This window comes from Chitinophagaceae bacterium C216, assembly GCA_028485475.2.
GTDB lineage: Bacteria > Bacteroidota > Bacteroidia > Chitinophagales > Chitinophagaceae > Niabella > Niabella composti.
Genome location: CP144143.1, coordinates 3,129,263 through 3,142,578 on the forward strand (window position 1 = coordinate 3,129,263; position 13,316 = coordinate 3,142,578).

10 protein-coding genes are annotated in these 13,316 nt (G+C 41.6%); 9 read left to right on the plus strand and 1 reads right to left on the minus strand.

Going from position 1 to position 13,316, the window contains the following annotated elements:
- Positions 1 to 25: 25 nt before the first annotated feature.
- On the minus strand, positions 26 to 391 hold the full coding sequence (locus PIECOFPK_RS13450) for a winged helix-turn-helix transcriptional regulator (RefSeq protein WP_409966126.1): 366 nt from the start codon (positions 389 to 391) through the stop codon (positions 26 to 28).
- Positions 392 to 484: 93 nt separating this feature from the next.
- Between PIECOFPK_RS13450 and PIECOFPK_RS13455 the strand changes: the two genes are divergently transcribed.
- The 9 genes from PIECOFPK_RS13455 (at position 485) to PIECOFPK_RS13495 (ending at position 13,292) form a co-directional block, all read left to right on the plus strand.
- The gene (locus tag PIECOFPK_RS13455) at positions 485 to 1,261 is read left to right on the plus strand and encodes an alpha/beta fold hydrolase (protein WP_409966127.1); all 777 of its coding nucleotides are present in this window, start codon (positions 485 to 487) and stop codon (positions 1,259 to 1,261) included.
- A 385-nt stretch (positions 1,262 to 1,646) separates the two neighbouring features.
- Positions 1,647 to 2,384 carry a helix-turn-helix domain-containing protein gene (locus tag PIECOFPK_RS13460; RefSeq protein WP_409966128.1) on the plus strand — a complete coding sequence of 246 codons (738 nt, stop codon included), beginning with the start codon at positions 1,647 to 1,649 and terminating at the stop codon, positions 2,382 to 2,384.
- 282 nt (positions 2,385 to 2,666) lie between these two features.
- On the plus strand, positions 2,667 to 3,416 hold the full coding sequence (locus tag PIECOFPK_RS13465; protein ID WP_330973753.1) for a GntR family transcriptional regulator: 750 nt from the start codon (positions 2,667 to 2,669) through the stop codon (positions 3,414 to 3,416).
- Between the two features lie 104 nt (positions 3,417 to 3,520).
- The gene (locus tag PIECOFPK_RS13470; RefSeq protein WP_409966129.1) at positions 3,521 to 6,634 is read left to right on the plus strand and encodes a SusC/RagA family TonB-linked outer membrane protein; all 3,114 of its coding nucleotides are present in this window, start codon (positions 3,521 to 3,523) and stop codon (positions 6,632 to 6,634) included.
- Positions 6,635 to 6,652: 18 nt separating this feature from the next.
- A complete protein-coding gene (locus tag PIECOFPK_RS13475) occupies positions 6,653 to 8,134 on the plus strand; it encodes a RagB/SusD family nutrient uptake outer membrane protein (protein WP_409966130.1) in 1,482 nt (493 codons plus the stop codon).
- Between the two features lie 5 nt (positions 8,135 to 8,139).
- On the plus strand, positions 8,140 to 9,903 hold the full coding sequence (locus tag PIECOFPK_RS13480; protein WP_409966131.1) for a class I mannose-6-phosphate isomerase: 1,764 nt from the start codon (positions 8,140 to 8,142) through the stop codon (positions 9,901 to 9,903).
- Between the two features lie 5 nt (positions 9,904 to 9,908).
- Positions 9,909 to 11,258 carry a sugar porter family MFS transporter gene (locus PIECOFPK_RS13485; protein WP_409966132.1) on the plus strand — a complete coding sequence of 450 codons (1,350 nt, stop codon included), beginning with the start codon at positions 9,909 to 9,911 and terminating at the stop codon, positions 11,256 to 11,258.
- 35 nt (positions 11,259 to 11,293) lie between these two features.
- Positions 11,294 to 12,082, plus strand: a complete 789-nt coding sequence (locus PIECOFPK_RS13490; RefSeq protein WP_330973748.1) for a hypothetical protein — start codon at positions 11,294 to 11,296, stop codon at positions 12,080 to 12,082.
- A gap of 16 nt (positions 12,083 to 12,098) precedes the next feature.
- Positions 12,099 to 13,292 (plus strand): DUF4185 domain-containing protein, encoded by a 1,194-nt coding sequence (locus PIECOFPK_RS13495; protein WP_409966133.1) that lies wholly within the window; start codon positions 12,099 to 12,101, stop codon positions 13,290 to 13,292.
- The last annotated feature ends 24 nt before the right edge of the window (positions 13,293 to 13,316 follow it).

Sequence of the window (13,316 nt, forward strand, 5' to 3'; positions counted from 1 at the left end):
GCATATTGTTGGAGATAACCCGTCTTCACTTCTGATTAATGGACCACCGTTCACCCCAATGCTGTAAAGCCAAAATAATTTCGATTAGTTCATGTCCTTTTTGCGTCACTGAATAACGGATCTGTTGAGGCACCGTACCTGCTATTTCATATTTTTCGATTAGTCCCTCTTCCTGCAATTCGGCAATGCGTTTTCCGAGGACCTGATCTGAGATAGTGGGAAAGATTTTTTTCAATTTACTAAACTGATACACCCCTTGTGAAATACAATACAAGAGCTGCATTTTCCAGCGCAGTCCTATCTGCTTCAGTATGCTGTTCACATTACAGTGCGCCGCTAATAGTCGAAGATTCTCATAGTTGCTTGACTGTGTTTTTACCTCACTTGCCATAGTAGAGAATAGATTAGCATTCACTCATTTTCGGGTGAGTTATTGCCCACCTTTGAAGTGGCAAATATTTTTGCCATCCAAAAACATATAACCATGAAAAAGACAATTTTGTTGATCGTTTTGTTTTTGGTAGTGCATATGGGGCAAGCGCAATTTGCATCTGAAAAACCAACTTTCGTGTTGGTACATGGTGCTTGGCACGGCGGATGGTCTTGGAAATTCGTCAAAGAAAAACTGGAGCGCCACGGTTACACAGTCTATACACCGAGCCTTAGTGGCTTAGCCGAACATAAACATTTACTCAATGATAGCATCACGCTCCAAACGCATATTTTAGATATCATCAACCTCATCGAGATGGAAGACCTACACAATGTGGTACTGGTAGGGCACAGTTATGCAGGTGCCGTCATCACCGGCGTTGCAGATAGTATTTCTGAACGGCTATCTAAGTTAATTTATCTCGATGCTGTGCTGGTGTACAACGGAGAAAGCCCTATGACGGCTGAGCCGGAGTGGGAGCAAGCCAGTAAACGACCAGTTGTAGAAAGACGGGAGCATTTTCAGCCGGTTGCTCCTAGATTTTTTGGTGTAACTGATTCAACACTGGTCGATTGGGTTACTGAACGCCTTACGCCACAACCCTATATGACGTTTGCACAACCACTCCATCTAAAAAATGCCTTGGGCAACGGTCTCCCTAAAGTGTATATCGCTTGTATTAACCCTCAACTGGAAGTATTAAAAGCCCGAAGCGACTTACTTAAAAATGATCCTTCCTGGACGTACCTCACCCTCAATACCGGACATGATGCTATGATCACTGCACCGGATGAATTGACCGCACTGCTCATCCGATTAACCCAATAAAAAATATTTCAATGCGGATCATAAACACACCCTGATGGAGCTTCAGTATAGCCGTAAGCATCTATCGGGGTGAATAATATCCGCATCGCTAGCCGCCTTCCCATGCAATGAATAGGCAGCCTCTTCGCTGATCTACTAGCAATTGTAATAAACCTAAGCAACATTATCAGCCTCTCTAAGAAATTATTTAATTGCACTTTACAAGTGAAATATTTAACAGTCACAGAGTATAATCCATAGCCGTTATAACTCGGATGTTGTTAATCCAAAAATCATGTAAGTTTTTCCCATTTTACTGTAAAAGCTGGAGCAAGGGGCGTTATAGCTTTGTATTATCAAATAATTCATCACTTAAATAAAAAAATCATGGAAAAACAAATTGTAAATGCCCACATTCAGTCATGCAATTGCGCAAACAACGCATCGGGATGTAATTGTGATCCTTGCACCTGCGAAACATGTACATGCGGTGCCGATTGTAAGTGTAATACGCAAAGTAAACAGTAGTGCCATTGTTAAATCTAGTACGTTAAAGCCGAAATCATCTATATTTGGTTTCGGCTTTTTTAAATGTATGCATCAATCCATCGTCATTTCAGGAATGGTTTGCCAGCGTTGTGTTATGGTAGTTCAGGGAATTCTTGAACAACTGAGGCTGCCATATGTCGCCGTACAAGTAGGACAAATCCTACCCGAAAGAGATTATACTGCCGAAGAGCGCAGCAGTCTGGAAAAGGCATTGAAAAATGTAGGATTTGAAATTGTGACGGGAAGACAAGAGCAATTGATAACAAATATCAAAAACAGAGTCAGAAAATACCTAGACACGCTGAGCGCAGAAGAACTACCCAACCTTTCGGAATATATCACTCAGGAAATATTTTATGATTATAGCTATTTAAGCGATTTATTTTCCTCAGCAGAAAACAAAACCATAGAGCAATATTTTATCGAATTGCGCATCGATAAGGTAAAAGAACAATTAGTATATACCCAGAAATCGCTTTCCGATATCGCTTTTGATTTAGGATTCAGTAGTCCACAACACTTCGCCAATCAGTTCAAACAACATACAGGGCAATCGCCCAGTGCATTCAGAAAAATGCATGCTTTAAAAAGATAACTGGCTATATTGTTACAGCTACAATTAGTAAGATTGCCTCATGGAGGATTATCTAATCACGATGTTCTTCCTTTCGAACAAAATCTTAAAAATAAACCTTGGTAGCAAGGGAATGATTGCATGAGAGGAATATGCCAATACACGAAGAAAACATGCAGCAAACAGTAGCTCTTCCCTACTACTGATCCTTCAGTATATCCCCAATTTTCTTCTACCCAAATATTAAATAAAAAAAATCAATTTTTTTTTGGAAGTTTGAGAGAAAATTATCTTAACTTTACTATGTACGAACATACTGACATGGAATTTAAAATTGATCACAATAGTGCAATTCCTCTTCACGTTCAAGTGGAAGAGATATTGCGGAAGATGATCCAAAAGCCGGAATATCAAGAAGGAAAATTGCTGCCAAATGAAGTAGACATTGCGAAAAAATTAGGTATTAGCCGCAGTACTGTTCGTCAGGCAACCAGCAAATTGGTTTATGAAAACCTATTAATTCGTAAGAAAGGCGTAGGTACACGGGTTGCCAAGAACAACATCACCACTAAGCTTAAGAAATGGACCAGCTTTACGCATGAGATGGATGAGAAGGGGATGGTATTCAGAAATTATAGCTTAAAGGTAAACTATATAGCACCGGATGCGGAAATCCGTCGGCTATTTGGAATTAAAGAAGGGGAAAAGATTTTAAAATTAGAACGGCTGAGAGGACCGGAGCACAAAGGTCCGATCGTGTATTTTATTTCGTATTTCCATCCCAGAACAAAACTGACACCGGAAGACGATTTTACAAAGCCATTATACGAAATGCTCGAACACGATCATCATATAGTAGCAGCTGTATCTAAAGAAGGGATTAGCGCTATACTTGCCGATGCCAAACTAAGTAAGTTGCTGAATGTAAAGGTTGGAGATCCTATTTTGTTCAGAAAAAGAATTGTTTGCGACCCGGGTGATCGACCTTTCGAATACAATATCGGATACTATCGTGCAGATCGGTTTACCTACACTATAGACATCGAAAGATAAGTATTAAAGCGTTAGGGTAGCTTGCCTTTGAAAAACATGAGGGGATTATGATGTCTACTTTAATATGTATGAACATTCGTATATACTAAATTAATTGTACATACATGAAAAATCGTACCAACAAGGGATTGCTTGCCAAATTGCTCCCTTATCTAATCGGATTATGGCCCGTATGCGTGTCGGCGCAAAACGACATTCTCAAAGGCACCGTTGTTTCGGATGAAGGACTGCCTATAGAAGGGGCCACTGTTCAATGGAAACATCAAAATGATGCTGTAAGAACCAATACAGCAGGCGCATTTGAAATCACTTATCAGCCCGGAGAACATACGCTGATGGTAAGTCATGTGGGGTATGTAACATCCGAACAGAGCGTAAGCTCTAATAAACCCCTTATCATCCGGCTGATGCGCAACCAAAATGAATTGTCGGAAGTAGTGGTGGTGGCCTATGGTCAGATGCGAAAAAGTGATCTGACAGGAGCCGTAGCTTCGGTAAAGAGTGAAGAACTGCGGGCTGTACCTACCACCAGTTTTGATCAGGCTTTGCAGGGAAGAGCTGCCGGTGTAGAAGTAACGCAAATGTCGGGGAAACCCGGCGCGGAAACATCCATCCGAATTCGAGGTACCAGCTCTATTACTGCAGGCAATGAACCGCTGTATGTTGTAGACGGCTTGCTCATTAATAGTGATGGTGGAGACATCAGCGCAGGAGGCACTCGCGGGCCTCGTATCTCGCCACTAGCCTCTCTCAATCCCGCAGATATCGAATCTATCGAAATTCTGAAGGACGCCTCCGCTACTGCCATGTATGGCTCCAGAGGTACCAACGGTGTGGTATTGATTACTACCAAGCGTGGTAAGGCAGGAAAAGGAACTGTTCAGTTAGATGCTTCGCAAACTTTGCAAAGTTTGGCACGCAAAGTAGAAGTACTCAATGGAAGCGAGTTTGCGTTTCTGGTAAATGAGGCAAAACTCAATGCCAATCAAACACCCGTATATGTAAATCCTGCTAACATCACCGAATACACCGACTGGCAAGATGCGCTATACCGTGATGCCTGGATGGGTAATTATCAGGTAAGCTTTTCAGGAGGAGATGCCAAATCCAGATTTAATATTTCCGGCGGATACTTTAATCAAGACGGTATCGTAATCAGTTCGGATTTTAAAAGATACTCCTTCCGCGTTAATGCAGAAAGAGATATTACCGAACGCTTAAAAACCGGAGTTTATTTCACGTACTCCAATATTAATACTACAGGAGTGCTGACCAATGCCGGACAAATTGTTCCGGGTGTTACTTACTCAGCTTTGCTCTACAATCCTATTCTGCCTATTTATGATCCTAATACTCCAGGGGGATACCAATTCGAAAATGACCGTGGTAAAGTATTGGGCAACCCAATTGCAGAAGCCAAGGAGTATGTGTCTGTAACAAAGTTGAATCGGTTGATGGGGAATACCTTTGCGCAATACGCCTTTACCAAGGATTTAATTTTCAGGACCAGCTTTGGTATTGATTACTTCAACAACCAGGAAAATAGCTTTGGTCCTAATTTTCTAAAACGTACACAGGCCAGTAACGGAGAAATATCACTAGGTAAAACTACAGGTAATACTTGGCTTAACGAAAACACGTTAACATATAACAAGGCTTTTGCCAATAATCATCGCATGAATGCCGTAGTAGGATTTACGGCACAACGCTTCCTTACCGAAAAATTATTTGTATACGCTTTTGACCTTCCATCAAATCATACGGGATATCACAATATTGGTAGTGCATTGAAGCCTCAAAAACCTAGCAATACCGAATCATCCTGGAGCATGCTTTCCTATCTAGGTAGAGTAAACTATACCATTAATGATAAATATCTCTTTACACTTACCGGACGAGTAGATGGATCATCCAAGTTTGCAAAAGGCAATCAATATGGATTTTTCCCCTCAGGGGCTTTCGCATGGAGAATTTCTAGAGAAAAGTTCATGCTTGATCAAAATACCATAGATGATTTAAAACTTAGATTAAGTTATGGGGTGATCGGCAACCAGGCTATCCCTCCTTATCAGTCATTGGCTTTAATCGGACCTTTTGGCGAAGGAGTATTTAACAGTCCTAGCGGTGTGGAAGTATATACCGGTAATGAGCCTACATCATACGTGTATAGAAAAATAAAGTGGGAAACTACACGTCAGTTCGATCTGGGTATCGATCTATCGATGCTGAAAAATCGTATTACACTAACCGCCGATTACTATAAAAAGAAAACAAACGATCTATTACTGACTACCCCTATCCCACTGACTTCGGGCTTTGCTACCTCCATGTTAAACATCGGCAACATCGATAACTGGGGGCTTGAACTGGATTTAAGAACCATCAATATACAGAAAAAGCTCACCTGGACATCGGCAGTCAATTTTGCTATGAACCGCAATACCATCACTAAGCTTAATGACGATAACGACATTTATTTGCTGGGAGCGTTGGTGTTGCGTGAAGGACAATCCATAGGAACCTTCTACGGATATAAGTTTGCCGGTATTTTCCAAAGCGATGAAGAAGCAGCGAATAGTCCGGTATTAGTAGGTCAAGAGCCTACCAGCCCCAACCCTGCTTCCAGAGCACGTGCCGGAGACCGTAAATATCATGATTTAAACAACGACGGAAAGATCGATGAAAACGACCGCACAATTCTAGGCACAGCAGTACCTAAGTTTACTATGGGACTGTCCAATACCCTACAATATAAAAATTTTGATCTCAGCATTTTTGTACATGGCTCATATGGCAACAAGTTGGCCAACTTCAACAATCTAGACTTATTGAACTTCACAGGTCAGCACAATGTGTTGCGCGAAGCAGCTTTAAACAGATGGACACCTACCAACCCTTCTAATAAATATCCGCGTGCATTGGCTGCCGGAAGTATGGATCAGGGACTGATATCGGATGTTATTATCGAAGATGCATCGTTTATTAGAGTGCGTAATATCAGCTTAGGGTATCGCTTACCTACCAATCTGTTGAAGAAAATAAAAGTGCAACAACTGAAAGTGTATTTCAGTGGTAGCAATTTGTTCACGTTTACCAAATACACTGGATTTGATCCCGAGGCCAATACTTACGGACAAAGCACCACACTAATAGGCATTGATCAGGGAGGATATCCGCAAGCCAAAATGTTGCAATTCGGAATTAACGCCACTTTCTAACCTCAAAAATATCGGTCTATGAAAAAGATACTTTCTATATACCTATTATCAGCACTCCTCCTGTTTTCAGGTTGTAGTAAATTTTTGGAAGAAGATCCCAAACATCTCATTACTATTGAAAATTACTACGCCACAGAAGCTGATGCCATCAGTGCTGTCAACTCGCTGTATGCTTATCTCAACTCTATCAGCACAGGCTCTACAGCCGGAGTGTATCATAGCACTTTTTGGGTAACTACAGGTTTGGCAAGTGATGAAATGGAGAACCGTCAGGTAGCCGCTCCATATTTTGATTTAATCTCCAACTTCACTGTTAACTCATCCAATCCAGCTCTTGAAGAGATTTGGACCATGCATTACAAAGTAATCACACTGGCAAATATTTGCACCAACCGTATCCCCAAGATTCAGATGAACGAAGCATTACGCAATCGGTTAGTCGGTGAAGCTAAGTTTCTGCGGGCACTGATTTATTTCAATCTGGTGCGCATGTTTGGCAATGTGCCGCTACTTTTAAACGAGGATGAAGATTTATATCCCACCAATACGCCTGTTGCCGATATCTACAACGCCATCGAAAATGATTTAACCGATGCCATTGCCGTATTACCACTGAATTATCCTCCAGGTAACGGGCGAGGAAGAGCTACCCGCGGTGCGGCATACGCATTAAGAGCCAAAATGTATCTCACCAACCAACAATGGCAAAAGGCAGCTGATGATTGCAGGGAAGTCATTCAATCGAACGAGTATGATTTGTGGGAAGACTTTGCAGAAGTATTCAAACATCGCAATAGAGGAGGAAAAGAAGCCGTATTTTCTGTAGGCTTCGGAGATGCCAACGGTGCCATCATATTTTGGGAAGTAGGACAATTTAACGTACGCTTACTTCCACCTGAGCTGTCTGTAGAAGGTGTGCAGAATGCACAGGGATGGCAGGTTCCTACTATGTATCTCTACAATGCTTATGAGAATGGCGATCGTCGCAAGGAAGTGACTTTTATTACAGAAATAAACAATAATGGCATCATCGAAACCATCCGCCCATATGTACAGAAATATTGGGATAGAGAGATGGAACCTAAAGGCAACGAGTCATCCAACGATTTTCCAGTGATACGTTATGCTGATGTACTCCTCATGTATGCCGAAGCTAATAACGAGCTGGACAGGAGTAGCATTGCACATGAATATATCAACAAAATCAGAAAAAGAGCACGCTTTAACGGCACTACCTATTTGCCCGTAGTTCCGGATTATTCAGGACTGAGTAAAGAGCAAATGCGAGAAGCTATCTTAAAAGAACGCTTTTTAGAACTGGCCTTTGAGGGGCACCGCTATTTTGATTTGGTACGCACCAATCAGCTTATTCAAAAAGTACCATTGGCCAAACCGGGGGTTACACCTACCGCTAAACATTATCTAATGCCAATTCCATTAAGAGAACTGGACACTAATCCGAATTTAAAACAAAACGATTTACATACATCTGGGAATTAATCATTATGAAACAACAGTACATTTCAAATTATGACAAAGCCCCCTTTGTGGTGGTGCAAAACGAACAGGCAATTGTAGGATGGAAATCTATAATCGAATTTCTATTGGCTCAATTAGCAGATTCAGGGAACAAACAGTTGGTTATTGATACGTATCAGGGGGTGAAGATCTCATCCATCATACAGCAGTGGGCATCGCTGGCTCCTGATATAAAAGTGTTTGATACGCGCCAAGCATTGAAGGATGCTGCTACCATTGAGAAAATGGTTCACCCTTATGTAACAGATCATCCCATCTTTGGAAAAATGAATGACCTGAGCATTGAAGATTTCTTGGATCAAGAAAAAGTAGCACAATTAAAAACGCAGCTGAATAACAATGAACAACAAATTATCATCGGGCCGGCTGCATCACTGATAGCCCCTAATGGCTTACTGGTATATGCAGATATGGCAAGATGGGAAATTCAGCTTCGCTTTAAAAGAAATGAAGCGACAAGCTTGGGCTCCAATAATAAAAACGCATCTTTCGGATATTTATATCGACGCTCATTCTTTGTAGACTGGCGAGTATTGGATCGTCATAAACAAAACATCTTTCATTCCATTCAGTTCTGGCTAGACACAACAGTACAGGATCAACCCAAATTGGTACGTCATGACGCCATGGTCAAGGGTTTGAAACAAGCTTTGCGCCAGCCTTTCCGCGTAGTACCTTATTTCGATCCGGGACCATGGGGTGGACAATGGCTTAAGCAGGTTTGTGATTTACCCGACGGCCCACCTAACTATGCTTGGGCTTTCGATTGTGTGCCGGAAGAAAATAGCTTGCTATTAAAGCTGGATAATGCAACTATAGAAATTCCTTCTATTAATCTGGTGCATGAATATCCACAACACCTACTTGGCGAGAAAGTATATCAAGCCTTTGGTGCTTACTTTCCCATACGCTTCGACTTTCTGGACACAATGGATGGAGGAAATCTAAGTCTGCAGGTACACCCTTTGAAAGAATATATCAAGGAACAATTCGGGATGCCTTTGACTCAAGATGAAAGCTATTATATCATGGATGCTAAAGAAGGCGCAGTGGTTTATCTGGGATTGAAAGACGATGTAGAACCCGAACAAATGATTAAGGACCTGGAGTATGCGTATGAAAATGCAACTGCCTTTGACGCGGACAAATATGTGGCGAAATGGCCCATAAAAAAACACGATCACTATCTGATTCCCGCCGGTACCGTACACTGCTCCGGAACGGATAGCGTGGTTTTAGAAATCAGTGCTACCCCTTACATTTTTACATTTAAGTTGTACGACTGGGAACGCATGGGCTTGGATGGCAAACCCCGGCCCATCTCCATAGATCATGGTAAAAACGCTATTCAATGGAATCGTCGTACACAGTACAGCAAAGAAAATCTGATCAATAAAATAACAGTACTTAGCGAGGGAGAAGGCTGGCGGGAAGAACGCACCGGCTTGTATGAAGGATTCTTTATAGAAACAAGAAGATACTGGATGTCTACCCAAACCCATCATACTACTAATGATGTGGTGAATGTACTGAACTTAGTAGAAGGTCGAGAAGCCGTGATTGAAAGCCCCACACAGGCATTTGAACCTTTTGTGGTGCACTATGCAGAAACCTTCATCGTTCCAGCTTCAGTGAAAGAATACACGATTCGACCATACGGCGAAAGTGAAGGCAAAGAGATTGCGGTGTTAAAAGCATTCATCAATACCCATAACTTACCCAAAAACTAAATCATATGAATACACCGTCCAAAAAAAGCTTCTTATATAAATGCACTATTGTGGCTGCTGTAGGCGGTTTTCTGTTCGGATATGACACAGCTGTTGTATCGGGTGCGATTGGTTATATGGAGACTTATTTCACGCTGGATGCAGCTGCTAAAGGATGGGCTGCTTCTTGTGCGCTTATTGGCTGTATGTTGGGAGCCATGGTAGCCGGAATGTTAAGTGATTCGTGGGGCAGAAAAAAAGTATTACAATTGGCAGCCTTGGCATTTGCCGTTTCATCGCTGGGCATACTGATTCCTATGAACTTTACAGGATTCATCCTTTTTAGGCTCATCGGCGGAATAGGCATCGGATTGGCTTCCATCCTCGCCCCTTTGTATATTTCAGAAATTGCCCCTGCAGAAAGCAGGGGCCGATTGGTATCGATTTATCAATTAGGAATTGTCATCGGCATCTTAGTAATCTATTTTGTTAATGCCGGTATTGCCTCACTAAATAGTGGAGAATGGAATACGCACACCGGATGGCGCTGGATGTTCGGCTCCGGACTATTACCATCGGTAATATTCCTCCTACTACTTATCAATGTTCCGGAAAGTCCGCGTTGGTTAGTTCAAAAAAATCAGATTGCATCCGCTGAAGCTATTCTACTAAAAATTAATAATGCCGATGTCGCCGCCGCAGAATTAGCAAATATTCAAGCTGCAATTGCTGAGAAGCAGATTTCTTTATCCGAATTATGGAGTACCGGCTTTAGAAAGGCATTGATCATCGGTGTTATACTCGCCATCTTATCTCAAATAACAGGCATTAATGTCATCATGTATTATGCACCGGAAATTTTCAAACAAACCGGCGCAGATACCGAGAGTTCTTTCATGCAAACTATTATCGTGGGCACCATCAATTTTCTGATGACTTTAGTAGCTATTCGGTATGTAGATAGATGGGGCAGAAAAAAGCTGTTGCTGATAGGATCGCTTGGCATGGCTATTTGTCTTCTAATCGTAGGGGCATGCTTTTACTATAATATCGAACAGGCATGGCTTTTGCTTGTTGCTATTCTGGCTTATATTTCTTTTTTCGCGATTTCTCTGGGACCACTCACCTTTGTGGTAGTAAGTGAAATCTTTCCTAACCCTGTGAGAGGAAGAGCTATGAGTGTATCCATATTCTTTCTTTGGCTTTCGGTATACGTGGTTTCCCAGACCTTTCCAATGCTGTTAGAATCACTTGGCGCTGCTTATACCTTCTGGATATATATGATACTATCGGCGGTAGCATTTCTGTTTGTCGTGAAGTTTATTCCTGAAACAAAAGGAAAATCCTTAGAAGAAATAGAACATCTCTGGAGATAAACATATCATTTATTCTATCCCAAAAAATAACGATTATGCGAACCATACGCTCATATGCCATATGTCTGCTAGCTATAATGGCATTCGCTTGTAAGAAAGAAGATAAAATCAGCAGTCCGCACAAAGCCAGTTTGAGTGTGGCTGAGTTTACCGAAAAAACAGGTAGAATCATCACTACCACTTATACCATTGAAACTCCCAGTTCGGTAAAGGATCTTGTCATTGCAAAGACCATCAACACTTTCATTGATTCTTTATGGGAAAACAAAGGCCGACTGACTGTTACATTAACCCCCTCAGGCAATAATATCTATACTTACACGTTTGAATATGAAATTTTAGACAGAGATGCGGACAAGCTGGTGGGATTTCATTTCATTTTTACCGATGAGAATGGGCTGTCCATTACTAAAGACCTTACTTTAAATGCAATATTATCAGCTGAACAAACGCTATACACACGCAAATGGAAGCTATTGAGCAAAATGTGGACTTCTGCCGATCCTCCGGTTGAAGATCTACAGGATTGTGAATCGGACGATGTATGGGTATTTAATGCGGATGGCACATGGAACATCGAGTACGGCGCCAAGGGTTGCTTATTCGACGGCTTTAATGAGTTCCCCAGTTGGTATATCACTGAAGATGAAAAAACCCTGTACGCCACTTATAGAAGCATCTTCACGCTCGAGGATGATGTGCAGAAGTACACTATCAAAACTTTAAACAGAGAACGGCTCGTGTTCGAATCCATTGTGGATTTGACAGATTTTGGCTTAGGCTCTGAAGAGGTGTTTGTTTATACTTTCGAAGCAGTTAATTAACCTATAATCACATATCATGAAATTGAAACTATTTATCATAGCTCTGGGTGCTGCATGTTTTCTTGCTTGTTCCAATAATGGCAAATCAAAACCCGATCGGGAAGACCCCAAAGCTGAATTTACTTTCACAGCAGAGCGAGCGCCGGAATATGATCAGTGGTTCCATCGTACCAAAGGTTGGTTTGGAGGAGACGGTATCTTCATGGTTCGTAAAGATGGAGTCGAGTATGATAATGCAGTAAACAGAAGCGAAATCATCATTTGGTTTAGCGATACCATAATCGGTGAAATCGTCGACGGTGTATTAAGCTTTTTTAAAATGATTAATAACTCTTTGGCTAGTGTGCCCACCAATGGCAATCCGCCATCTTTCAAATGGGATTCTATCCAAAACCAGCCCGCATCCGTTATTGTACCCACTACTCCCAAGACAAGTGAAGGTGAATATTATTGGCTGGGCGATGGCTTTATCAATACTGAAGATAATAACAATCTCTACGTAATTGGATATCGTATCAAAACCAATGATCAGCAGCAAACATTTGGATTTGAAGAAAAGGGTAATACATTAATTATTGTACCCAATACTGATTTATATAACTGGAGGGCCGCACAACAGTTCGACATCCCTTTCCATGGAGATCGGCCTATTACATCGGTTCCTAATTTCGGTGCGGGCATATTTGTAAATACTGAAAAAGCCGGAGTAGCGAATCCTGATGGATATGTTTATATCTATGGCGTAAAAGGGCAAGAGAAGGAACTCATGGTAGCGAGAGTGCGTACTAAGGATTTTGCCGATTTTTCCGCCTGGCGCTTCTGGGATGGTCAGCAATGGAGTAATCAGTTTGATGCAGCCAAGGCTATTGCCTCCAATGTGTCTAACGAGCTGAGTGTATGCCAGCTGAGTAACGGACAGTATGCACTGGTATATCAGTATCAGACCATGTCGCCTATTATCGCCATGAAAATTGCTGATCGACCTGAGGGCCCTTTCTCTGATATGATTGAGCTATACAATGTATCAAACGATATAGAAAAAGATAAGGATATCTTCCCATACAACGCTAAAGTACATACCGTACTATCGGGTCAGAATGAGTTGGTAATAAGTTACAATGTCAATTCCTTCGATTTTTTCAATGATATTAAAGAGTTCCCCAATCTATATCGTCCCCGCTTTATTCGTGTAAAGTATGCATTCAAATAATCGCGGCTTGTAATTTTTGGCATT

Coding starts and splice junctions, on each gene's coding strand:
- PIECOFPK_RS13450 (WP_409966126.1), bottom strand. CDS start 391: ATGGCAAGTGAGGTAAAAACACAGTCAAGCAACTATGAGAATCTTCGA.
- PIECOFPK_RS13455 (WP_409966127.1), top strand. CDS start 485: ATGAAAAAGACAATTTTGTTGATCGTTTTGTTTTTGGTAGTGCATATG.
- PIECOFPK_RS13460 (WP_409966128.1), top strand. CDS start 1,647: ATGCCCACATTCAGTCATGCAATTGCGCAAACAACGCATCGGGATGTA.
- PIECOFPK_RS13465 (WP_330973753.1), top strand. CDS start 2,667: ATGTACGAACATACTGACATGGAATTTAAAATTGATCACAATAGTGCA.
- PIECOFPK_RS13470 (WP_409966129.1), top strand. CDS start 3,521: ATGAAAAATCGTACCAACAAGGGATTGCTTGCCAAATTGCTCCCTTAT.
- PIECOFPK_RS13475 (WP_409966130.1), top strand. CDS start 6,653: ATGAAAAAGATACTTTCTATATACCTATTATCAGCACTCCTCCTGTTT.
- PIECOFPK_RS13480 (WP_409966131.1), top strand. CDS start 8,140: ATGAAACAACAGTACATTTCAAATTATGACAAAGCCCCCTTTGTGGTG.
- PIECOFPK_RS13485 (WP_409966132.1), top strand. CDS start 9,909: ATGAATACACCGTCCAAAAAAAGCTTCTTATATAAATGCACTATTGTG.
- PIECOFPK_RS13490 (WP_330973748.1), top strand. CDS start 11,294: ATGCGAACCATACGCTCATATGCCATATGTCTGCTAGCTATAATGGCA.
- PIECOFPK_RS13495 (WP_409966133.1), top strand. CDS start 12,099: ATGAAATTGAAACTATTTATCATAGCTCTGGGTGCTGCATGTTTTCTT.